The following is a 23,733-nucleotide window of genomic DNA, read 5'->3' as shown; positions in this document are numbered from 1 at the left end:
CATTCATTTTGAAAAGTATCTTTACAAAACAATAAGTAAATCCAGCAATTTGAAAACAAGTCTACTTACCCTATTTCTTTCCCTATTTATTTTCCTTGGGGCATTTTCTCAGGAAGAACAAAATGATGATAGTTTTATCGTTTCGGGAAAGGTCATTAATCCAGAAAGCTTAGAGGGAGTTTCGTTTGCCAATGTTAATTTGGACAGAACCAATTGGGGAATTATTTGTGACAGTGCGGGTTTCTTTCGCTTACGAGTTCATCCTAATCAAAAATTAAGAATCTCGGCTTTAGGTTTTAAAGAACAAACAGTAACAATCATCGCTCCCGAAGTAGAAGAAGAAATTTTTCAAGAAATTTACATGGAAAAAGGGAGTATTCTTCTGGATGAAGTGAGTATATACTCTTTAGGAACCTATGCACAATTTAAAGAAAGATTTATTCAGGAAGATTTGCCAGAAGAAGAAGAAAATATAGCCACGACATTCGATTTTGGCAACTTGAAACTTGCCCAAGCTGAAGCACGCTCGCTAAACAGACAAGGTTTTGGTTTTAATGTGGCCGATGGTGTTGGCTTAATTAAATCGATTGGAAGCAAAAGAAGAGCACGAATGGGAGTTGTGCCTTTAACGGACTGGCAACTGCGAATTCTTCAAAAAAAATTCAACAAAGAAGTAATTGCTGAGTTAACCCATGAATCGGGTCACCGATTGGAACTACTAATGACCTACATTAACTCAAAAGAAAATTTTACGCATCAAACTAGTGAAATGTATATTGGGGTACGAATTAAACAACTTTACCAAAACTTTTTGCAAGAAAAACCTCAGTTCGAAAACAGTTTAAGCTATGCTGATTCATTAGGAACAATAATGAACCATTTGCGCCCTTAATACAATGAATTAAACTCTTATTATGAATTTAAAGAGCTTATTTTACATTTTATTAATTCTATTTCTTAGCTCCAGCACTTACTCATTTTCGGAAAACTCTAAAACAGATTCCATTATCAGTATTTCGGGACAAGTACTTCATTCGGAAAGCCTAAATCCTATTCCTTTAGCAACCATTACCATTAAAAGAACGCGCAGAGGAATTATTTGCGACAGCCTTGGTGTTTTCCATTTGCAAATTCAGCAATACGATACACTCCGAATTAGCGCTTTGGGTTACAAGGCTATTGATTGGCCAGTCCCATTCATTTTTAATACCCAATTCCCTCCCTTCTTTCAAATTAAATTAGACGACATTTCCTATTTACTAGATGAAGTAGATATTTTCGCATTGGGAACCTGGGATGAGTTTAAAGAAGATTTTATCAATACCAAAATCGAAGAAAAAAACCCAATTAATAAAAGCATTACCGAACAATTAGCCCCCTACAATACAAAAGAACCAAATGTTGTACCTGCACAATACCGACCTAATCGAGAAGGGAAAATGGGAGTTGTAAGCGCAATTTTTGCACCAAGTGATTTCCTGTTCGACAAACTGAGCAAATCGGAAAAATCGAAAAAGAAAATTTCCAAATTGATTAGAAACGAGGGAGATACAAAAAAAATTAGATCGAAATACAATGCCGAAATTATTGCCGATGCAACGGGTTTGGAAGGCGATGAACTACTAGAATTTATGGAATATGCGGGTTCTCATATAAAAGTGACTGCCAATTCCTCCGACTATTTTGTGATGAAACAGATCCTGTTTTGGTTCGATAAATACAAGGAAGAAACTACAAAAGAGGAGTAAATAATCGAGCCATTGATTCTTTTACTCTTTGCCTTTTCGATCGATTCTGCCATTCGTGCAAATGCAATTCTTCGCTATCCTTTAAATCTGAAAGAAAACGGGCTCGCAATTGCAAAGTAGTATCCTCATCGTAAATTAAGGCATTTACTTCAAAGTTTTGTTCAAAGCTACGCACATCCATATTAGCCGTTCCAACAGTTGCCATTATTCCATCTACCATCATTATTTTACTGTGATTAAATCCTCCTTGGTAAAAAAAGATACGCACACCAGCTTCCAATAATTCTTCAATATAAGAAAGCGTTCCCCAATAAGTCATGTAAGAATCCGACTTTTTAGGAAGTAACACACGAACATCCACACCACTCATGGCCGAAGTTTTTAGCGCCATTAAAATGCTTCCATTCGGCATAAAATATGGCGATGAAATATACACATTCCTCCTTGCCGAAGTTATGGCCGAGAAATAGGCCTGCATAATACTTGCCCAATCGGAATCGGCTCCCGATGCGGTAATTTGCAACAAACATTTTTGCTTCACTCTTTTGTAGGGAAGGTATTTTTGATCAAGCAAAACCTCCTGACGAACAAAATACCAGTCGATTAAAAATACAATTTGCAAACTGGAAGCAGCTTCGCCAACAATTTTCAAATGTGTATCTCGCCAAGAGCCTATTTCGGGAATTCCATGAAGATACCTATCGGCAAAATTCAATCCGCCAACAAAAGCAGTATCCCCATCAATTACAATTATTTTTCGATGATTTCGATAATTTACCCGACTTGTTAAAACGGGAAACCGAACCGGTAAAAAAGCATGAATCTTCACACCTGCTTGTTGCAAATCAATCACATATTTCTTGCTTAATTTCCAGCTCCCTACATCGTCGTAAATTACACGAACCTCAACCCCTTCTTTTGCTTTCTGCATTAATATCTCTAGTAATTCCGAAGCCAATTCTCCATCTTCAATAATGTAATACTCCAAATGAATATGATCTTTTGCCTTCCGAAGGGCTTTAAAAATAGACGGAAATGTTTCTTTTCCATCGTTCAGAATTTTTACGCGATTGTAACCGGTAAGCAATGCCTTCGAATTGTTTAAAAGCAGAGTCATTAAATTCTTTTTTTCATGAATTCGCTCATCCTTTAACCATCGATTTTTATCCAAATGAAGCTTCTGATCCTGACTCATTACTTGAAGCCACTTCATATCTCCCAATTCTTTCATACTGAACATTTTCCGTCTCCGAAAACTCTGTCCAAATACCAAATAGAAAATAAAACCTAAAACGGGTAGTAAAATTAGAACCAGAATCCACGAGATGGATTTTACTGGACTACGATTTTCTAATATTACAATAATTACCGTAGAAATAATGGTGATGACATACAAAACTGCCAACACTTCAAATAAATTAAACCAGAATTCCGACCAATTAATTGTTAATAGCATATATTCGACTACTTCAGAAGATTTGTATCTTTGTTTTTTTTATAGTTATGAGATACTAGATGTGAGTAATAGGACAATCATTTGCTGTTATATCCATTTTTCACATTTAATACATATCAGTTCTCACCAATATTCTTAACTCAGATGACTCCAGTAAGCACAATACAATCTACAATAAATTACATAAAAAAAGAACTCCAAAATATATATCCTGTACAAGAAACAGAAAGTATGGCCTATATTCTGCTTGAATTCGTTTTAAAATATTCGAGAACTCAAATTCAGATGAACAAAACTGAATCTATTACCAAAGATAATTTTGATATCATTGACACTTATATACAACAGCTTAAAACCAATAAACCCATACAGTATATTTTAGGAGAAACAGAATTTTACGATCTTACTTTTAAAGTAAACGAACACACATTAATTCCACGCCCCGAAACCGAAGAGTTGGTTCATGCAATTATTAATGAAAACCAACAAAATGGTTTATCCATTTTAGATATTGGAACCGGTAGCGGCTGCATTCCTATTTCATTAGCGAAAAATTTAAAAAATGCCCATATTTCGTCAGCAGATATTTCAATTGGTGCAATAATAAAAGCGAAAGAAAATGCCACACTCCATAAAATTGATGTGACCTTCTTTCATCGGGACATTTTAAACTGGAAAAATTTCGACTGGGATAATTTTGATATTATTGTAAGCAACCCTCCCTATGTTACCGAAGCCGAAAAGAGTAAAATGGAGAAAAATGTTTTGGACTATGAACCGGCTAGTGCATTATTTGTAAGCGATAACGATCCGTTACTATTTTACCGGACAATAACGGAACTTGCTCTTCAACATTTAAAAAAAGATGGCAAACTTTATTTTGAAATCAACGAAAGTTTAGGAAAGGAAATGGTAACATTACTAGAAAAATATGAGTTTAAAAACATTCAACTAAGAATGGATATCAATGGAAAAAACAGAATGATTTCTGCTATAAAATCGTATTAATGGAGTACAAAAAAAAGAAAAAAGAAATTAGTGTGGCATCTGCCTTGTCGAAAGCCATGTTTATTTGCAGCCGACAAGAAAAATGCAGCTATGACATTCGGAAAAAGCTAAACGATTGGGAAATTTCATCTGACGATCAGGATCAAATTATCCAAACTTTAGTAGAAGAAAAATTTCTTAACGAAGAACGATATACCAATTTTTACGCTCGAGATAAATTCCGTTTTAACCGATGGGGAAGAATAAAAATTGCTCATCATTTAAAACAAAAGCAAATTTCGGAACATCTTATATTGGATGCAATAGACCAATTTGATGAAAATGAATACAACCAAAACCTGCATGATATTCTGTTCAGTAAAATAAAAACCACTAAAGAAAAAGATCCTTATCAATTAAGAGCCAAACTGTTCCGATTTGCACAAGGAAGAGGTTTTGAGTCTCAGCTATCCTTAAAAATAATTAATGAACTTATTTCAGACACAAATTAAATTTTAATTTAGCTTTGGCACCCTTATTGTTTACAATTCTTTATCTTTAAAATTCGAGAATCTAAACCTACAAAATCATAAAAATGATTAAACATTTACGCACCTTACTACAATTTTGCTTTATTATTGCATTTCTGGTGAGCTGTTCACCAAATACAACAGCAGCCAAACGCCGAGCTCCTGAATGGGTAAAAGAGCGTCCTATATCATCGGATTACTATGTTGGCATAGCTGTAGTGAGAAAAGATGCCAACGAAACAAGCTATATGCAATTGGCTAAAAATCAAGCTTTACAGGATTTGTGCTCCGAAATTTCTATCTCTATTTCCTCTAATTCCGTACTACATCAATTCGAAAACAATACGAGTTTTAAAGAAGAATTCGAAGCTGACATAAGAACCTCTCTTGTGCAGGATTTGGAAGGATACGAAATGGTTGCATCCTGGGACAATAAAAAAGAAGGTGAATACTGGGTTTACTATCAACTATCAAAAAATCAGTATGCACTCTTAAAAAGAGTAAAGCTAAACAAAGCAAAAAAACTCGCTCAAAGTTATTTTGAAGAAGGCAAACAATACGAGCTTCAACTCGATTTGTTTCAAGCTTTAAACTACTATGCCAAATCGTTGGATGCGATAAAAAATCACTTAGATGAAGATCTTAGCGTAATGACATTGGATGGAACCATCAACTTAGGAACAGATATTTATAATTCCATCCAAAATATTTTTAGCAGAACACAACTTGACGTAGCTAAAAAAGCGATTCAACTCGAAATATCTACTTCTCAAAAAGAGCCAATCTTGGTAAAAGCAACTTGGCTAGCCGACCAGGAGGATCAAATAATTCCTCAATTGCCTTTGGAGCTTAAATTCACAAAAGGAGAAGGTATTTTGAATGAAAATGTTGCTACAGACCAATTTGGCTATGCATCCTCGCAATTATCAAAAGTTACCTCGCGCCAAAAACTACAAGAAATTACTGTTTCTCTTGATCTTTCCTCTATTTTAAATGAAAACAACGAGAATTATGAGTTAAATAAACTTTTCTTCACCGAAGAATCAGCACCAAAAAGTAAAATTATTTTAAATGTGGAGCGCTTAAAAGCATTTATGAACTTTAGCGAGAAAATATTTGGAGTAGATTCAAAACGAGAAATTCTTACCAATAGCCTAAAGAAAGAGCTATCGGAGAATTTTTTCTCCTTTACAGAAGATAAAAATGAAGCCAAAGTAATACTCGATATCAACACCAATGTAATAAAAGGAGAAATAAAAGAAGGTCGAAATTACAAAGTATATATCGTATATCTGGATTGTTTTTTCTCTCTTACTGATGCAAAAACAGGCATGGAAATTTTTAACGATGCCATTTACGAAGTAAAAGGAATGAAACCAATTAGCTACGATTACGCAGTAAAAGAAGCTTACGATCAGGCTTTGTATGAAATTAACAACACAATTGTACCAAAACTTAATCAATTGGATTTGTAAAAAATAAATGAGAATAATAAAATAAGAGACTTTTGGTCTTCTATTGGCAATAAAATAATACAAATAATTTCATAAAATGGTAGAGACATTTGAAAAGAAACAATCATCTCACTTCTAAAGTCTCACATCTAAAATCTAAAAAAAAGATGAAAACAAGAAAATTACATCAAAGCTTATTCCTTGGATTAGGAATTTTATTGGTTGCAGGAATGAGTTCTTGCGGATCAGCCGAAAAAGCAGTTACAACAAAAGCACAAGGCGAAGAACTAATTGAGGTGTACTGCACCGGACCCGATTACCAAAGTGATAAAAACTATTTTAGAGCATCGGCTATTGGCGAAAGTTTAGATCAAATGGTATCTAAAAAGAAAGCTGGAGCAAATGCTCGCGCCGAATTGGCAACATTAATTCAATCGACAGTTAAAGGAACTATCGATAACTATGTAAATTCAACAGAACTGAACAATGTTGAACAAGTTGAAGAGCGTTTCGAAGGATTAACCCGTGAAGTAATTAATCAACAACTGAACAACATTAAAGTGATTTGTGAAAAACAAACCAGAACAGGTCAAAACAAATACAAAACATACATTGCTCTTGAAATGAGCTCAAAAGATTTGGAAGAAGCAATCAACCAAAAGTTATCGCAGGATGATAAACTAAAAGTGGATTACGATTACGAAAAATTTAAAGAAACTTTTAATGCTGAAATGCAAAAATTGGAAGCTGAACAAAGAGGATTTTAAAGAAGGATTTTTATTTAAAGATTAATGTCTTTAAATATTTTTACACAGCAGCGCATGAAAACAATTCATGCGCTGTTTTTTTTATAGAACAAGGCTTTCTCTTACGCATGTTGAAAAATTAGGAACCAACAACTGATCATTGTTAATTTCTAACTGTTGAATACCTTTACATCTCAAATAATAAATTTCGAAAATGATCACATCAGACCAGCTAAAAGATTTAGCGGAGCGCACGCAAGCGCCAAAAAAGTAATCTGAGGTATCTTTGACCTTGATGCCAAAACAATTCAGTTTTTAGTTTGTAAAAAATATCTTGCAAACTACTCTCAAAACTGTTCGCTTCAATTTACTAAAAACAACATTACACATTTATTTCAGATTGTTCCTTTCTCTTTGTTTACTACCTTTACACCTCAAATAATAAATTTCGAAAATGATCACATCAGACCAGCTAAAAGATTTAGCGGAACGCACGCAAGCGCCAAAAAAGTAATCTGAGGTATCTTTGACCTTGATGCCAAAATAATTCAGTTTTTAGCTTATAAAGAATATCTTGCAAACTACTCTCAAAACTGTTCGCTTCAATTTACTAAAAACAACATTACACATTTATTTCAGATTGTTCCTTTCTCTTTGTTTACTACCTTTACATCTCAAATAATAAATTTCGAAAATGATCACATCAGACCAGCTAAAAGATTTAGCGGAGCGCACGCAAGCGCCAAAAAAGTAATCTGAGGTATCTTTGACCTTGATGCCAAAATAATTCAGTTTTTAGCTTATAAAGAATATCTTGCAAACTACTCTCAAAACTGTTCGCTTCAATTTACTAAAAACAACATTACACATTTATTTCAGATTGTTCCTTTCTCTTTGTTTACTACCTTTACATCTCAAATAATAAATTTCGAAAATGATCACATCAGACCAGCTAAAAGATTTAGCGGAGCGCACGCAAGCGTTAAGGAGGTATCTTTGACGTTGATGCCAAAATAATTCAAATACAGGAAGAAGAATTAAGAACTCAGGCTCCAGGATTTTGGGACAAACCAAAAGAAGCCGAGATTCAAATGAAAAAAGTTCGTGGACTTAAATCTTGGGTTGACTCCTATCATACAGTTAAAGAAGCATTTGACGACCTTCAAATTTTGTATGATTTTGCAAAGGAAGAGGAAGCATCGCCCGAGGAAGTTGATGAGCAATTTACTACCACAGAAGACCTAATTGAAGCTTTGGAGCTAAAAAATATGCTCCGAAAGGATGAAGATAAGCTAGGAGCAATTCTAAAAATAAATGCCGGTGCTGGTGGAACCGAAAGTTGCGACTGGGCCGAAATGCTTTACCGAATGTATTTGCGTTATGGCGAAGCTCATGGTTATAAAGTAAATTCGTTAGAATATCAGGAAGGTGACGAAGCTGGAATTAAATCGGCGACTCTCGAATTTGAAGGCGATTTTTCTTACGGATTCCTAAAATCGGAAAACGGCGTACACCGCTTGGTTCGTCTTTCCCCTTTTAATGCAGCCAATAAACGAATGACCTCTTTTGCATCCGTATACGTTTATCCTGCCATCGACGATACCATCGAAATTGAGATTAATCCTGCAGATATCAGCTGGGATACTTTCCGTTCGGGTGGTGCTGGCGGACAGAATGTAAACAAGGTGGAAACAGGCGTACGTTTACGACATGCTCCTACTGGAATCATTATCGAAAATACAGAAACTCGTTCGCAATTAGGAAATCGTGAAAACGCACTTCGATTGCTGAAATCACAGCTATATGAATTGGAACTGAGAAAACGTCAGGAAGAAACTGACAAGATTGAAGGATCAAAAAAGAAAATTGAATGGGGTTCACAAATTCGTTCCTATGTAATGCAACCTTACAAACTAGTTAAGGATGTAAGAACAGGCCACGAAACCTCAAATGTACAAGCCGTTTTAGATGGTGATTTGGATGGATTCATTAAAGCATTTCTAATGGAATTTAGTAATGATGAAAAAAAATAAAAAGAGTAGAGGCGTAGCATGCTACGCCTCTACTCTTTTCTTTTTTTCGGTTTAAACATCCCTCCTATCAGCACACCAAAAAGAAATCCGTAAGGAACCATGGTGTACCAATTGGCCTGAATTGGACAGGTTCCAGAAACGCATCCAACATATTTCCAGTAAAGAAATCCACCCAAAAGACCTACTAAGCCTCCAACTATTTCAAATTTTCTATTATTTATAAAATTCTTCATGCTATTTTATTTGAATCTGTGCCAATGAATTTGAAATAGCCCAATGGTTTTATAGCCACCAAATAGATCAACACCTTAAAACTAATAAAGAAAATTAACTAATCATGTCTGCTGGATAACAAATAGATCACAAAAAAACCACCTCATTGGTGGTTCATTAATTAAAATATGTGTGACCGCAAACACTTATTCATTAAGTCTAAATTTTATCTCACCAATATCTTTAAAATTTCAATAAAAGCATCGTATTTTGATCATTATAGAAATGAATCCCATTCGTAGTTGTAACATTTAAACCTTCGGCAAAACTCCAACCATCAAATCCCTCTATAAAAGTATCCTCTTTCCATCCCCAATTAATGTGTACATAATTTGTAGAAAAAGCAGGATTAACAGGTTTAACTCCATTATTTATCACATAAGTTCCAATTATTTTGTATCCATCACAAACAAAAGCATATCCCTTAATACCATCTCCCAACTTATCAACTCCCTGAACATAAATTGGCCTATTAACTTTTAATTCTACTTTTGCTTTTTCATAATCAAAAACTGATACTATTTCCGTATTAATAGTATCCATTTCTTTTTCGCAGGAAAAAAGAAAAATAATATATAAATAATGTAATTTTTCTCATAATCATCTAAATTGTAGTTTTTATTTATAGTCAACAATATAATTTATACGGTCATTTGAAATTAACTATAATAACGCAGGATGAAAACATTACTCACTTTTTTATTAGTATTTTTTTTATGCTCACAAGCAAATCTCTTTGCACAGGAAAACAAACTAAATAAAGAGGGAGAAAAGGAAGGAATATGGAAAGAATATTTCAAAGATGGAAAGCTAGTTGCCACTGGGGCATATAAAAATGGAAAAAAAGTAGGGAAGTGGGAAGAATACACGAATAGGAATATTAGCTTTCGGATAATAAAGTATAAAAATGGAAAAAAACAGGGAAAAGAAATTTGGTACAGAAACCAGAAATTCTTTAAAACCCGTTTAAAACTTAAAAAAGTCGGTAAAAGAGCAAGTAAAGTAAGATTTGAAAATGGAAGGAAAGAGGGGAAATGGAAAGATTATTTTATAAGCGGAAAGTTATGGGGCAAAGGGAAGTATAAAAACGGAAAAAAAGAAGGACAAGAGAGCTGGTATTGGGAGAATGGAAACACAAATAGAAAGGGAACATATAAGGATGGCAAACAAGAAGGTGAATGGCACTGGTACTCCAAAAACGGAAAGCTAGAGGAAAAGGGGACTTACAAAAATGGTGTGAGAGAAGGAGAATGGACTACCTATAATGAAGATGGAAGTGTGAATCAAAAAGCCATGTTTAAAAATGGCCGTACAAAAGATGAATATCCTATAGAGGTCATTAATACAGATAACACAAACCCCTAAATGTAAAATGGGAGAGTGTTCACGAAATAGTTTGATTTTTTTTAGTAGAATGACCTTGCCCTTGCAACAGAAAAGTGCATCCGGCTGGTCAAACGGACATTTCCAGTACAAGAAAAGCCCGTGCTGTTGATCGAAGAGGGTTTTCTGCAACTGGAAAATGGCATTAGAATGATCGTACGCTGCTTTTTACCAAATGAAAAGCTCACCGGATGAGTCAAACGGCATTTTACTGCACCCGAAAAGCTTTCTTTTTAATCGAACGGCATTTCCCGGATTCAGGAAGCAAGCCGGTTTTCAAATTTTCACTCACCTAAAGCCAAGTATTGCAATAAATAGGTGAATATCTTCAAATCTGTCTTTCCATTATCTGTAAAGCCGTATATTTGTATCACCTTAAACAGTAAATCAGAAATAAAAATGTTGAAAATATACCACAACCCTCGTTGCTCCAAAAGTAGAGCCGGCTTAAAATATTTACAAGACAAAGGTTTAGAACCTGAAATCCGCTTGTACCTTAAAGAAGAATTTACCGAAGCAGAACTTGCTGATGTGTTAATGAGAATGGCCAAACAGCCATGGGAAATTATTCGTACTCAAGAGAAAATCTACAAAACTGATTTTAAAGGAAAAAATTTCAACACCGATGAATGGATTAAAATCTTAATTGAATACCCAAACCTAATTCAACGTCCCATAGTTATTAAAGACCACAAAGGAATATTTGCTGTGCCAGCTGAAAAAATGGAGGAGATTTTTTAATAAATACGAACATGAACAAATTTCGCACTATATACATCGTCCTTTTATCGCTACTATTGGTTGCTTGCGATCCTTTTGCAACTGAAATTGGAACAGAAGTATCCTTGTACGAAAGCATCGAAAAACAAGAATTCGCCTTTCCGGATACCTTAAAAGTAATGACTTGGAACATTAAATTTGGAGGTGGCAGAATCGACTTCTTTTTTGATGGTCATGGCAATCGGGTGATCATGGAAAAATCTGAAGTGATTGACAATATGGCGCTTCTATCAGAAAAGATCCGAGAAGTAAACCCAGATATCCTGTTTATTCAAGAAGCCGATGTAAACGCAAAAAGAAGTGCTTTTGTTGATCAGGTTCAATATCTGCTCGACAATACTAATTTTAACTATGCCGCTTACGCCTCCCAATGGAAAGCCAGATACATCCCTAGCGATGGAATCGGAAAAATGGATTCGGGTAACGCTATTTTATCCAAGTGGAAATTCACCGATGCTAAACGCATTGCCTTGCCTTTAATTCAATCGCAAAATTTTATAGTTCGTTATTTTTATCTAAAGCGGAACATTTTAGAAATAAACCTTGAAAGCAATCAGAAATCAATAAAACTCTTAACCACTCATCTATCAGCCTATGCCAATGATGATACCAAGAAAAAACAGTTAGAAATTCTGAAGACTTACGTCGATTCCCTAAATCAAAAAGGACAAGAATTTATTTTAGGTGGCGATTTTAACTCTCTTCCTCCCTTTAGCAATCAAACTAGTAATTTCGACGATTCGGTTTGCACCGATGAAGATTTTCAAGCTGATAATTACAGCTCCGAAACTGAATGGTTAATGCCTTTTTACGAAAACTATAAAGCCGCCATTCCTTTGCAAGAATTTAAGGCTGATAATTCGAAACATTTCACTCATACAACAGATAAAAACGGGTACTGGAATCGAAAAGTCGATTACCTTTTTACAAATAATCACTTTGTGAAAAATAGTGGAAACACACTTCAACAATGGATGCAAGTATCTGACCACGCTCCAGTTATAGTAAATTTTAAAACAAAACAATAGTTTTTTCATGTTCTTAAAGTATGATGAAGAACATTTTTTAAACTTTCCTTTAATGATAAAAAGGCCTTATTTTTAGGCTCTAATTTTTAAACAGTTACAGTTATGGCAGATAATAAACTTTTTAGTGACTTTGCTCCTCAATCTACTCAAGAGTGGATTGACAAAATCACTAAAGATCTTAAAGGTGCTGACTTTGATAGAAAGTTGGTTTGGAGAACTAATGAAGGATTCAATGTACAGCCTTTCTACAGACTGGAGAACATGGATGACAAAGCCTTCATGAATACCTATCCTGGAGATTTTCCTTATGTTCGTGGTAATAAAAAAGACAACAACGACTGGTTAGTTCGTCAGGATATTATTGTGGAAGATGTTAAAGCAGCAAATGCAAAAGCACTTGATGTTTTAAACAAAGGTATTGATTCCATAGGATTCGTATTGAATTGGAAAGACCTAAGCAAAGTGGAGCTAACTACTTTATTAGAAGGTATTTTCTTGGATTGTGTAGAAATCAACTTCGAAAAATCTCATGGTTCAATTGATTTAATCAAAAACCTACAGACAATTGCTACTGAAAAAGGTATCGCTCTAGATAAATTAAATGGCGGGGTTTCTATCGATATCAATTCTGGTTTTAGTACTGTTGGTAACTTTTGCGGATCAGAAGAAGCTTCGTACAAGTTTGTAAAAGAAGCTGTTGAAGCGGCCAAAGCTCTTCCTAATTTTAAAGTAATTGCAGTTGGTGGTAGCTTATTCAACAACTCCGGATCTTCAATTGTTGAAGAATTAGGATTTTCTTTAGCTTCAGGTGCCGAATACCTAAGCAAAATGATTGAAGCTGGACTTTCGGTTGACGAAGTAGCTCCTAAAATCCGTTTCAACTTTGCAACAAGCTCTAAGTATTTCATGGAAATTGCAAAACTAAGAGCTGGACGTATGTTATGGGCAAACATTGTTAAAGCATTTGGTCCTTCAAACAACGAAGTTTGCAAAATGCATGTGCATGGTGAAACTTCAGAATGGAACAAAACTGTTTATGATCCTTATGTGAACATGTTGCGCACCCAAACAGAATCTATGTCTGCTGTTTTAGGTGGTTTGGATTCTTTTACCGTAAAACCTTTCGATTCTGCATTTGCAAAGTCATCTGTTTTCTCTGAAAGAATTGCTCGTAATCAGCAATTATTATTAAAAGAAGAATCGCACATGGCTAAGATTGCCGATCCTGCTGCGGGTTCCTATTATATTGAATCACTTACTGAGTCTATCGCCGACGAAGCATGGAAATTATTCCTGACTGTTGAAGACAAAGGTGGTTATCTTGCTGCATTTAAAGCTGGATTCGTTCAGTCTACAATTAAAGCAACTGCTCAAAAACGTGATTTTCAAATCGCTACTCGTCAAGAAAATTTCTTAGGAACTAACCAATTCCCAAATTTTGGAGAAGTATTGGAAGCTCTTCCTGAAACTGTTCTTGCTCCTGCAGATAAAACTGCAGCCGATGCTGTTTGCGAAACATTGAAACCATACCGTGGTGCTCAGGCTTTCGAAACTCTTCGTAACAAAACTGATGTTTACAGCAAAACAAATGGTCGTCCTAAAGTGATAATGTTCCCAATCGGAAACTTAAACATGCGTAAAGCTCGTGCTCAGTTTGCTTGTAACTTCTTCGCTTGTGCTGGATTTGAAGTAGCAGATCATAACGGCTTTAAATCAGTTGAAGAAGGTGTAAAATTCGTAACCGAAAAAGGTGCTAAAATAGTTGTTGTTTGTAGTTCTGATGATGAATACGCAACTATCGTTCCTGAAGTTTACGAAGCTCTTAAAGGTAAGGCAATTACCGTTGTTGCAGGTGCTCCGGCATGTGCCGACGAATTAAAAGCAAAAGGGGTTGAAAACTTTATTAACGTGAAGTCGAACGTTCTTGAAACTTTAAAAGCATATCAAGCCGAGTTAGGAATTTAATTCAACGCTAAGACACAAAGACGCAACAACAAATAAACGCAAAGACACGAAAACGAAAAGTTTTTAAACTAATGGATTAGATAATTTAGCGTCCTAGCGACTTAGCGTTTTAATAAAGCAAAGATGATTTCTAAAATACGATACGAGGAAATAGGTCAGATAATAGTTCAAGCATCTTATGAGGTGCATAAAGAACTCGGTCCTGGTTTACTTGAATCTGTTTATGAAGTTTGTCTCGAAGAAGAAATTAAAAGACTTAAATTAAGAGTTGAAAGACAAGTTAAATTACCAGTCGTTTTTAAAGGAAAAACTTTAGGAAAAGATTTTATAATTGATTTATTAGTTGAAAATGAGGTGATAATTGAACTTAAAGCAGTGGAAATTCTATTACCAGTACATGAAGTTCAATTGGTAACCTATCTAAAACTTGCAGATAAAAAGCTAGGTTTTTTAATCAATTTTAATGTTCCATTAATTAAACAAGGTATTAAACGAAAAGTCAATCAATATTATTTCTAAAATAAATTGCGTCTTAGCGACTTTGCGTTAACAAAAATCTAAAAAGAAATGAAGCCAAATTTTAAAAATATAAATATCAAGTCATCTCAGAGAGCTGCTACAACATCTCAGGAATGGGAAAAAGAAAACGGCATTGAAAAATCTTGGATGACACCAGAACAAATTCCTGTTAAAACAGCTTTTAACAAGGAAGATTTAGAAGGTATGGAGCACCTAAACTATGTTTCAGGTTTGCCACCATTCCTACGTGGACCTTATTCAGCAATGTATCCTTTGCGTCCTTGGACAGTTCGTCAGTACGCAGGTTTCTCAACTGCCGAAGAATCAAATGCATTCTACCGTCGTAACCTTGCTGCTGGTCAGAAAGGTCTTTCTGTAGCATTCGATTTAGCTACTCACCGTGGATACGATTCAGATCATCCTCGTGTAATTGGTGATGTTGGAAAAGCAGGAGTTGCAATCGATTCTATCCTGGATATGGAGATCCTTTTCGATCAAATTCCTTTGGATCAAATGTCAGTATCTATGACAATGAACGGAGCAGTACTTCCAGTATTGGCTTTCTACATTGTTGCAGGTTTAGAGCAAGGTGCTAAATTAGAAGAACTTTCAGGAACTATCCAAAACGATATTTTGAAAGAATTCATGGTGCGTAACACATACATTTATCCACCAGATTTCTCAATGAAGATTATTGCTGATATTTTCGAATTTACTTCGAATTTCATGCCTAAATTCAACTCTATTTCTATCTCTGGTTACCACATGCAAGAAGCAGGTGCTACAGCTGATATCGAGTTGGCTTATACGCTTGCTGATGGTTTAGAGTACTTGAAAAAAGGAGTAGCTGCAGGTATGGATGTAGATACATTCGCTCCTCGTTTGTCTTTCTTCTGGGCAATTGGAATGAATCACTTCATGGAGATTGCTAAAATGCGTGCTGGTCGTTTACTATGGTCTAAGATTGTAAAACAATTCAATCCTAAGAATCCTAAGTCGATGGCATTGCGTACTCACTCGCAAACTTCAGGTTGGTCATTAACCGAGCAAGATCCATTCAACAATGTTGGACGTACTTGTATCGAAGCAATGGCTGCCGCGCTAGGTCACACACAATCTCTTCACACCAATGCATTGGATGAAGCAATTGCATTACCAACCGATTTCTCTGCTCGTATTGCTCGTAATACTCAGATTTTCATTCAAGATGAAACTACAATCTGTAAAGCTGTTGATCCATGGGCTGGTTCTTACTACGTAGAGTCATTAACTCAGGAATTAGTTGACAAAGCTTGGGCTCATATCGAAGAGGTTGAGAAATTAGGTGGTATGGCGAAAGCAATCGAATCTGGTATTCCAAAACTTCGTATCGAAGAAGCTGCAGCTCGTACTCAAGCTAAAATTGATGCCAACACTCAAACTATCGTAGGTACTAACAAATATCGTTTGGAAAAAGAAGATCCATTGGATATCCTGGAAGTAGATAACACTGCCGTACGTATTGCTCAAATCGAAAGATTGAAGAAACTACGTGCTAACCGTGACGAAAAAGCTGTTCAAGCTGCTCTTGAAGCCATCACCGCTTGTGCAAACGGAGGTGAAGGTAACTTATTGGATCTTGCTGTTAAAGCTGCACAATTACGTGCTTCTCTTGGTGAGATCTCAGATGCATGTGAGAAAATTTGTGGAAGATATAAAGCCGTTATTAGAACCGTGTCAGGAGTATATTCATCAGAATCGAAACAAGATGCTGATTTTGCAAATGCAAAAAAATTAGCAGACAAATTTGCAGAAATGACAGGACGTCGTCCTCGTATCATGGTTGCAAAAATGGGACAAGATGGTCATGACCGTGGTGGTAAAGTTGTTGCTACTGGTTTTGCTGATATAGGATTTGATGTGGATATGGGACCTTTATTCCAAACTCCAGAAGAATCTGCTAAGCAAGCTGTAGAAAATGATGTACACATCGTTGGTGTTTCTTCATTAGCTGCTGGTCACAAAACTTTAGTTCCTGCAGTTATTGCAGAATTAAAGAAATTAGGTCGTGAAGATATCATGGTTACTGCAGGTGGTGTTATTCCAGCTCAGGATTACGATTTCTTATACGAAGCTGGTGTTGTTGGTGTATTTGGTCCTGGTACCAAAGTATCAAGATGTGCTATCCAAATGTTGGAAATTCTTATTGAGCAATACAAAGACTAGTTCTTTTATTATCATTATATTTAAAGACAGGAACACCGTTCCTGTCTTTTTTTGTGCTAAATTTTAGCTTTAATTAAAATTTCGAGTACATGAAAAATCTAGTTCTACTACTTTTTATCTATTTCAACATCTTTAATATCTCCGCTCAAAACCAAAGCATCAACGATACGCAAATCACTAAAAAAATACTTTACGGCCAAATTACCTTAGACGCTTTTAAACTAGATATTTGCTCTACATGGTATCCAACCAAACCTGATTCTTATTTAGCCGATACCAAAATTGTAAAAGAGCTTCGAACACAAAAACTCGAAACTATTTCTATATCCCTAATCATAGGTTCCTGGTGTCACGACAGTCATAGAGAAGTACCTCGTTTCATTAAAATATTAGAAGAAATTCAATTCCCCTTTGACAAGCTTAAAATGAATGCATTAGACACACATAAAATCTTCTCCCGATTTCGATGCAAAAGATAATAATATTACCAATGTACCAACAGTAATCATTTTCCAAAATAACGAAGAAATAGGGCGAATTATCGAAAGGTCAAAAACAACTTTGGAAAAAGATCTTTTACTAATAATATCAAAAAATTAGTACCTTTATCATTTAGATCAATCAACTCAATCATGGAACAAGAGCGCACAAATGCCGGACAAACACTAGGAATTATTGGATTAGTACTGGGAATCATAACTTTCATGTTAGGATTTATTCCTTGCATTGGAGTTATCGCAATTATTCCAGGAATTTTAGCTATTGTTTTAAGTGCAGTAGGACTTAGTCAGGCCAATCGTGAAAATGGTGCCCGCGGAATTAATATTACAGCTTTAATTGTTTCCAGCATTGGTGTGCTGGTTGCATCACTTTGGCTGATTTTTGTAGTAGGTATTGCGAACTTAAGCGAAGACGAAATAGAAGGTTTTGTAGAAGATGTAATGGAGGAAGTGATTGATGAATCTGTTTACAACCCTGACTTACAGGATGCTCTTCAAGAACTGGAAGAACAATTGGATGAAGTTTGTGTGGATTCAATTCATATAAAAACGGACAGTATCAATATCGATATTAAGATAGATAATGAGTAGTTCCTCCTATTTGGCTCAACAAAATTACAAAATAATTAACCTCTCGTTAGCCGGAATTATTCTTTGCATATTTAGTTACGCCACTCTGTTTTCGCCAGAAGAAAGCAAACATCCTATTCCATCTTTTTATACTCAAATTACGAAAGAAGCCAGTCCTTCCACCGGACTGTCTCGTTGTTTCTCTGCAATTGTACGTGGCAACCTACAACTGGCAAAAACATTTAATCCTTATGGCTTAGCTATTTTTCTATTTTTTGTGGTTCAGTTCGTTTTTAGAGTTTTCTCATTTATTTGGATAAATGAGCGTTATTCATGGATAAAACCATATGTACTTATAGATATCCTATTCTCTACAATTGGCTTTTACCATGCCTTTAAACCATTAATCTTCTTCACTTTAAAACTTTTTCGAGAAACCATCGTAAACTAGTGGTAAGTTAAATATTATTAAACTAACTCCTACGATATGTCAGCACTACTTGTGATTGTTTTTCTCGCGCTACTGACCAGTCTAATGGTTTTACATGTTCATAATGAACTCAATTTATCCAAAAGGATTATTCGAGCTGGATATTTTATGCAAAGCTTACTGGATCAGAATGGTATTAAACATCTTGATTTGGAAAAGAAATTTGAAAAGTCGACTCTTTCCACTCAACTTCGTGTATTAGAGTATTATTTACACTCTCTCAATTCTTCGCACAAAGATTTTGGAACGAAAAAAACGATCACTCAAAGGATACTAAATATAGAAAATGCTCTGGCAGAATACGGTTACCAGAGCGAATTAAGTGTTATTTAATATCCGAAAGAGAGAAGCACTTGTCCACTTTTACTCCTCTGGATGTTTGTACCAAACTGCAACATTCATTTACGATATCGTGCTGAAAAAATAGGATGTAATTATTCGCAACTGCTTCCGAAAGAAAAGATTCTTTTTCCTGCAAAGATGATGTTGGGTTTAAATCGTAACTAGCCAACCACTTTACTGGAACATTTGCGGCGGTTGGAATAAAATCTCCGGCAAACACCAAGCTGTAATTTTCATTCTTTATAATGGAAACCATTAAGCCTGGCGTATGACCATTTACAAATCGCAATTCAAAATTAGGGAACAACTCTCCCTCCTTCTCTACCAATTTTAATTTCCCGGCTTCTTGAATAGGCACAATGTTTTCATTAAAATAAGCATCTGCTTCCCGAATATTTGGATTATTAAAATTATCCCATTGTAATTTACTTACCCAATGTGTAGCATTTTGAAAAACAAGATCGAAACCATCTCCTTTTTCATTATGCTTTACTGCTCCCCCACAATGATCGAAATGTAAATGAGTAAACACCACATCTGTAATATCACTTGGCAAAAAACCAAGCTTCAAAAGCGAAGAAATCAAACTAGCCTCCCCATTTAAATGATGATGCTTAAAAAAGTCCTCGCCCTGTTTATCTCCTGTTCCATTGTCAATCAGAATCTTACGATCTCCGTCAACCACAAGTAAACTCCTCATTGCACAGTTACACAAGTTATCCTTATCGCTAGGATATTTCCTACTCCAAAGAAGTTTTGGTACAACACTGAACATTGCCCCTCCGTCGCACTTAAAATTGCCTGTTTCTATATTATATATTTCCATTATTTCTAAGTAAATATGTTATCTTTAATGCTAAATTATACTGTAAATACTGCTTTACAGACCTAATCACTTATACAGGTCAAAAATACAATTTTTAAAAACGAATATCAATGAGAGTACATTTTATAGCAATTGGTGGCAGCGCCATGCACAATCTTGCAATAGCATTGCATTTAAAAGACTTTACCGTTTCGGGTTCCGATGATGAAATTTTTGACCCGTCAAGATCTCGTTTGGAAAAACACAAGCTATTGCCTAAAAAATGGGGCTGGTTTCCTGAAAAAATAAACTCCGACCTTGATGCTATTATTTTAGGAATGCATGCTCGAATTGATAATACGGAACTTTTAAGAGCACAGGAATTAGGATTAAAAATTTTCTCCTATCCAGAATATATTTACGAACAAACAAAAGACAAAACCCGAATTGTAATTGGTGGAAGCCACGGCAAAACCACAACTACATCCATGGTAATGCATGTTTTGAAAGAAAATGCCATTGATTTCGATTATATGGTAGGTGCTCAAATTGAAGGTTTCGAAACTATGGTGAAACTGACTAAAGATACGAAAATTGCCATTTTCGAAGGAGATGAATACTTATCTTCTCCAATTGACCGCAGACCGAAATTTCACCTTTACCATCCTCATATTGCTTTACTTACTGGAATAGCCTGGGATCATATCAACGTTTTTCCAACCTTCGAAAATTATGTGGAGCAATTCGAAATATTCACTAACTTAATTCAGCCCAATGGTAGCTTAATTTATTTTGAAAAGGATGAACACATTCAAAAAATTCTTACAAAGAAAAGAGAAGATGTAACTTATATTCCTTACAACACACACCCTTTCAGACTAGAAAATAACCAAACAATTTTAATCACCGATAAGCAGGAGTTTGCCCTTGAAATATTTGGAGAGCATAATCTACAAAACCTAATGGGAGCTTTTCATATCTGTAAAAGTATTGGAATAAAAGATTCGGATTTCTACCGAAGTATTCAAAATTTTTCTGGTGCAGCACGTCGTCTTCAAAAGCTTGCAGAAAACGACAACTGTTGTGTTTTTCAGGACTTTGCTCATTCTCCATCCAAATTGAAAGCAACTACACAAGCAGTAAAAAAACAATATCCAAATAGAAAATTAATTGCCTGCATGGAGCTTCACACCTTTAGTAGCTTAAAAAAAGAATTTCTGCCTCATTACAAAAACACCATGAGCATGGCCGATCAGGCATTCGTATATTTTGATCCAAAAACCATTGAGCACAAAAAATTGGAACCAATAAATAGCAAACAGGTACAAGACGCATTTGGAGGAACTAATCTTAAAGTGTATATTAACTCGAAGGAACTAATATCCGATCTTCTTACCATGAATTTTAAAAATACAAATGTTTTATTGATGAGTTCAGGTAATTTCACCGGTGTAAACCTTCCTCAACTTGCCGAAGATATTATTGTAAATACCAAATAATATAAGTAACACGATTACAAATATTTTTATATTGTTGGAAAAGATAAATAAATACTACTTTTACTGCAGAACCAACCCTAAAGCAAGTATTATTATGCTTTATAAGCTTAAATATTTTTTATTAATTCTTCTTCTTTTCCCAATTACGACAGTAATGGGTCAAGCTCAGAATCAAATTCCGAATGCCGAAGAGTTGCTAAAAACTACTGAAGGATCAGAAAGAATTGCATTACTTAAAGAACTTTCTCGATTGTATATGGATACAAATCCCGACAAAAGTATCGAGTATGCAAAAGAAATTGTGATTCTTAACGCAAGCAATCCTATTGAAAAATCGGCATCCTTATATAATTTAGGAAACTTATATCGAAGAGTAAATAATTATAGGTTAGCACTCGACTGCCAGAATCAAGCTTTAGAAATTCGAAAAACAATTAATGACCAACAAGGAATTGCAAGCTCGCTAAATAATATTGGGGAAATATATAAAACTCTTAACAAATCCGACGAAGCACTTATTCATCTTAATCGATCGTTGGAAATCAGGAAAGAAAGTGGAACCCAAAAAGAAGTTGCTTATACTCTAAATAATATTGGAAGTGTTTTTTGGCTAAAAAAAGATTATGGCAACGCATTGGAATACTACCTTAAAGCACTCGAAATTAGATCTGAATTAGGCGATAAATCGGATATTGCCTCCTCTCTAAACAACCTTGGTAATGTATACAAGAACCTAAACAAACCGAATAAAGCACTCGATTACTACAGCAAGGCTCTTGAAATTAGAGAAGAAATTGGCGATAAAACACTTATTGCTTTTTCATTAAATGATATTGGAGGTATCTATTGGAGATTAAACAATTTTAACGAATCTCTTGCTTACTACAATCGATCTCTTGCCTTAAGAAAAGAAATAGGAAATAAACTCTTTATTGCCGCTACACTCAAAAATATAGGAACCGTATACAAGGATCTAAATGAATTAGATTTTTCATTAAAAAATTATAACGATGCCTTAAAGATTTACGACGAAACAAACGATCAGAAAGAACAAGCAAATGTATTCTCGTTAATCGGAAATCTTTACGAAACTTACAATAATTTCGACAAAAGTCTCGAATACCATAAACTATCATTAACTATTCATAAAAGGATAGGAAATTATAAAGGCATTGCTTATTCCTCGAACAACATCGGCGAAATATTAATGAAATATTATCCCGATAAGGAAGCAAAAGACTATCTACTTTTGGCATTCGATCATGCTAATTTATGCAAAGACAGAAGTTTACAAAAAATTGCATCGGAAAATTTATTTGAATATTTCTCGAACCAAGGCGATTATAAAAAGGCATTGGAATATTTCCGCGAATTCTCAAGCACTCAATACGATAGCATAGTAGATCAGATTGATAAAGATAAAATTGCTGAATTTGAAGCGAACTATCAGATTTCAAAAAATAAAGATGAAATTAAAAGTTTGAAGGCATACAGCAGACAACAATCTATCGTAATTTATCTTTTTGTAGCCTTAATAATACTTGCCGGAATAATCGGCTATATCGCAAACAAGAATATCAAAATAAGAAAGGAAGCAACACAAGCTTTAAAAGAGAAAAATAACGAGTTGGAGGAAATAAACTCTCTGCTAAAGGAGACAGAAGTTTCGCTTCGGGATTTAAATCTTACAAAGGATAAAATTTTCAATATCATTTCAAACGATTTACGAACTCCTTTTAATGATATGAAACTCATGAGCTCTAAACTTCTTGAGAGTTTTGATCAAGCTAAAATTGAAACACAAAAAGATTTATCGAAAAACATTAAAGACTTGTCCTTTCAAACCTACGATTTGGTTGAAAATATTTTACTTTGGTCTGCTTCTCAATCGGGAAAAACAAAATTTTCACCACGCCTCTTTAATGTGAAAGAACTTTTGGACCATAGTTTAACAAAACTTTCGGAACAGCTCGTGGAGAAGAATGTTAAAATAATTTTTAATTTGGATAGCTCCTCAAAGGCATATGCAGACACTGCTGCCATTTGCGAAGTATTCAAAAACCTACTTTCCAATGCGATAAAATTCTCCTACCGCGAAGGAAAAATTACTATTTCAGCCCGAGAAAAAAAGTATTGGATAGAATTGGACTTTTCGGATGAGGGAGTGGGAATGAGTAAAACTAATCTCCATAAAATATTCCGTTTAGACAATAATTACCTTGCTTTAGGAACCGCACAAGAAAAAGGTGCTGGAATTGGTTTGCTCCTTTGTAAAGAATATGTTGAGAAAAATGGCGGAAAAATATGGGCCGATAGTGAGGAAGGAAAAGGGAGTAGTTTTTACATTACAATTCCTAAGTCGGACAAATTAATGGGTTCGGTTCCGAAAGTAGAAGATCAATAACCAAAAGTTGTACTCC

Annotated in this window: 23 protein-coding genes; 19 read left to right on the top strand and 4 right to left on the bottom strand. The window is 34.9% G+C overall.

The window, feature by feature from the left end:
- Positions 1–49 precede the first annotated feature (49 nt).
- Together BZG02_RS12700 and BZG02_RS12695 are read left to right on the top strand one after the other, a co-directional pair.
- Positions 50–892 carry a carboxypeptidase-like regulatory domain-containing protein gene (locus tag BZG02_RS12700; RefSeq protein ID WP_180335714.1) on the top strand — a complete coding sequence of 281 codons (843 nt, stop codon included), beginning with the start codon at positions 50–52 and terminating at the stop codon, positions 890–892.
- A gap of 22 nt (positions 893–914) precedes the next feature.
- Positions 915–1,748, top strand: coding sequence for a carboxypeptidase-like regulatory domain-containing protein (locus BZG02_RS12695; RefSeq protein ID WP_101261808.1), 834 nt, complete (start codon positions 915–917; stop codon positions 1,746–1,748).
- Here the strand turns inward: BZG02_RS12695 and cls are convergent.
- The gene (cls, locus tag BZG02_RS12690) at positions 1,732–3,204 is read right to left on the bottom strand and encodes a cardiolipin synthase (RefSeq protein ID WP_101261807.1); all 1,473 of its coding nucleotides are present in this window, start codon (positions 3,202–3,204) and stop codon (positions 1,732–1,734) included. The genes BZG02_RS12695 and cls overlap by 17 nt on opposite strands.
- A 144-nt stretch (positions 3,205–3,348) precedes the next feature.
- Here cls and prmC point away from each other — a divergent pair, with 144 nt between their 5' ends.
- The 5 genes from prmC (at position 3,349) to prfB (ending at position 8,954) form a co-directional block, all read left to right on the top strand.
- Entirely contained in the window at positions 3,349–4,212 is an 864-nt protein-coding gene (gene prmC / locus BZG02_RS12685; protein WP_101261806.1) for a peptide chain release factor N(5)-glutamine methyltransferase, read from the top strand.
- Entirely contained in the window at positions 4,212–4,703 is a 492-nt protein-coding gene (locus BZG02_RS12680; RefSeq protein ID WP_101261805.1) for a regulatory protein RecX, read from the top strand. Before prmC ends, BZG02_RS12680 begins: the two co-directional genes overlap by 1 nt.
- Positions 4,704–4,786: 83 nt before the next feature.
- Complete coding sequence (locus BZG02_RS12675) at positions 4,787–6,196, top strand: LPP20 family lipoprotein (RefSeq protein WP_101261804.1); 1,410 nt, start codon at positions 4,787–4,789, stop codon at positions 6,194–6,196.
- A gap of 146 nt (positions 6,197–6,342) precedes the next feature.
- The gene (locus tag BZG02_RS12670) at positions 6,343–6,942 is read left to right on the top strand and encodes an LPP20 family lipoprotein (RefSeq protein WP_101261803.1); all 600 of its coding nucleotides are present in this window, start codon (positions 6,343–6,345) and stop codon (positions 6,940–6,942) included.
- A 913-nt stretch (positions 6,943–7,855) separates the two neighbouring features.
- A protein-coding gene (gene prfB / locus BZG02_RS12665) for a peptide chain release factor 2 (protein ID WP_143470465.1) occupies positions 7,856–8,954 on the top strand; the annotation gives its coding sequence in 2 pieces (ribosomal slippage) (positions 7,856–7,918 and positions 7,920–8,954; 1,098 coding nt in all).
- 29 nt (positions 8,955–8,983) lie between these two features.
- Here prfB and BZG02_RS12660 read toward each other — a convergent pair.
- Both BZG02_RS12660 and BZG02_RS12655 read right to left on the bottom strand, forming a co-directional pair.
- Complete coding sequence (locus BZG02_RS12660) at positions 8,984–9,187, bottom strand: hypothetical protein (protein ID WP_101261801.1); 204 nt, start codon at positions 9,185–9,187, stop codon at positions 8,984–8,986.
- 223 nt (positions 9,188–9,410) lie between these two features.
- Positions 9,411–9,770: a C10 family peptidase gene (locus BZG02_RS12655; protein WP_101261800.1), complete on the bottom strand. Its 360-nt coding sequence runs from the start codon at positions 9,768–9,770 to the stop codon at positions 9,411–9,413.
- A gap of 135 nt (positions 9,771–9,905) precedes the next feature.
- On the opposite strand from BZG02_RS12655, the gene BZG02_RS12650 reads away from it, so the two are divergent.
- From BZG02_RS12650 to BZG02_RS12605, 10 genes are all read left to right on the top strand, one after another.
- Positions 9,906–10,592 (top strand): toxin-antitoxin system YwqK family antitoxin, encoded by a 687-nt coding sequence (locus BZG02_RS12650; RefSeq protein WP_101261799.1) that lies wholly within the window; start codon positions 9,906–9,908, stop codon positions 10,590–10,592.
- Between the two features lie 417 nt (positions 10,593–11,009).
- Entirely contained in the window at positions 11,010–11,351 is a 342-nt protein-coding gene (gene arsC, locus BZG02_RS12645; RefSeq protein WP_218972233.1) for an arsenate reductase (glutaredoxin), read from the top strand.
- An 11-nt stretch (positions 11,352–11,362) separates the two neighbouring features.
- Complete coding sequence (locus BZG02_RS12640) at positions 11,363–12,418, top strand: endonuclease/exonuclease/phosphatase family protein (protein ID WP_101261798.1); 1,056 nt, start codon at positions 11,363–11,365, stop codon at positions 12,416–12,418.
- Positions 12,419–12,520: 102 nt separating this feature from the next.
- A complete protein-coding gene (locus BZG02_RS12635; protein WP_101261797.1) occupies positions 12,521–14,383 on the top strand; it encodes a methylmalonyl-CoA mutase family protein in 1,863 nt (620 codons plus the stop codon).
- A 123-nt stretch (positions 14,384–14,506) separates the two neighbouring features.
- The gene (locus BZG02_RS12630; RefSeq protein ID WP_101261796.1) at positions 14,507–14,902 is read left to right on the top strand and encodes a GxxExxY protein; all 396 of its coding nucleotides are present in this window, start codon (positions 14,507–14,509) and stop codon (positions 14,900–14,902) included.
- Positions 14,903–14,950: 48 nt separating this feature from the next.
- Positions 14,951–17,107, top strand: a complete 2,157-nt coding sequence (scpA, locus tag BZG02_RS12625) for a methylmalonyl-CoA mutase (RefSeq protein ID WP_101261795.1) — start codon at positions 14,951–14,953, stop codon at positions 17,105–17,107.
- Positions 17,108–17,196: 89 nt separating this feature from the next.
- Positions 17,197–17,586 (top strand): hypothetical protein, encoded by a 390-nt coding sequence (locus tag BZG02_RS12620; RefSeq protein ID WP_101261794.1) that lies wholly within the window; start codon positions 17,197–17,199, stop codon positions 17,584–17,586.
- Between the two features lie 153 nt (positions 17,587–17,739).
- The gene (locus BZG02_RS12615; protein WP_101261793.1) at positions 17,740–18,198 is read left to right on the top strand and encodes a DUF4190 domain-containing protein; all 459 of its coding nucleotides are present in this window, start codon (positions 17,740–17,742) and stop codon (positions 18,196–18,198) included.
- Positions 18,191–18,628 carry a DUF2752 domain-containing protein gene (locus BZG02_RS12610; RefSeq protein ID WP_101261792.1) on the top strand — a complete coding sequence of 146 codons (438 nt, stop codon included), beginning with the start codon at positions 18,191–18,193 and terminating at the stop codon, positions 18,626–18,628. Before BZG02_RS12615 ends, BZG02_RS12610 begins: the two co-directional genes overlap by 8 nt.
- Positions 18,629–18,664: 36 nt before the next feature.
- Positions 18,665–19,000, top strand: coding sequence for a hypothetical protein (locus tag BZG02_RS12605; RefSeq protein WP_101261791.1), 336 nt, complete (start codon positions 18,665–18,667; stop codon positions 18,998–19,000).
- Here the strand turns inward: BZG02_RS12605 and BZG02_RS12600 are convergent.
- The gene (locus BZG02_RS12600; protein WP_101261790.1) at positions 18,993–19,835 is read right to left on the bottom strand and encodes an MBL fold metallo-hydrolase; all 843 of its coding nucleotides are present in this window, start codon (positions 19,833–19,835) and stop codon (positions 18,993–18,995) included. The genes BZG02_RS12605 and BZG02_RS12600 overlap by 8 nt on opposite strands.
- A gap of 110 nt (positions 19,836–19,945) precedes the next feature.
- Here BZG02_RS12600 and BZG02_RS12595 point away from each other — a divergent pair, with 110 nt between their 5' ends.
- Both BZG02_RS12595 and BZG02_RS12590 read left to right on the top strand, forming a co-directional pair.
- Complete coding sequence (locus BZG02_RS12595) at positions 19,946–21,313, top strand: UDP-N-acetylmuramate--L-alanine ligase (RefSeq protein ID WP_101261789.1); 1,368 nt, start codon at positions 19,946–19,948, stop codon at positions 21,311–21,313.
- A 94-nt stretch (positions 21,314–21,407) separates the two neighbouring features.
- A complete protein-coding gene (locus BZG02_RS12590; protein ID WP_101261788.1) occupies positions 21,408–23,717 on the top strand; it encodes a tetratricopeptide repeat-containing sensor histidine kinase in 2,310 nt (769 codons plus the stop codon).
- Positions 23,718–23,733: the final 16 nt, after the last annotated feature.

The sequence above is a fragment of the Labilibaculum filiforme genome (assembly GCF_002843315.1).
GTDB lineage: Bacteria > Bacteroidota > Bacteroidia > Bacteroidales > Marinifilaceae > Labilibaculum > Labilibaculum filiforme.
The sequence above is the reverse complement of the archived record's forward strand: the minus strand, read 5'-3'. Positions and strand labels throughout refer to the sequence as shown.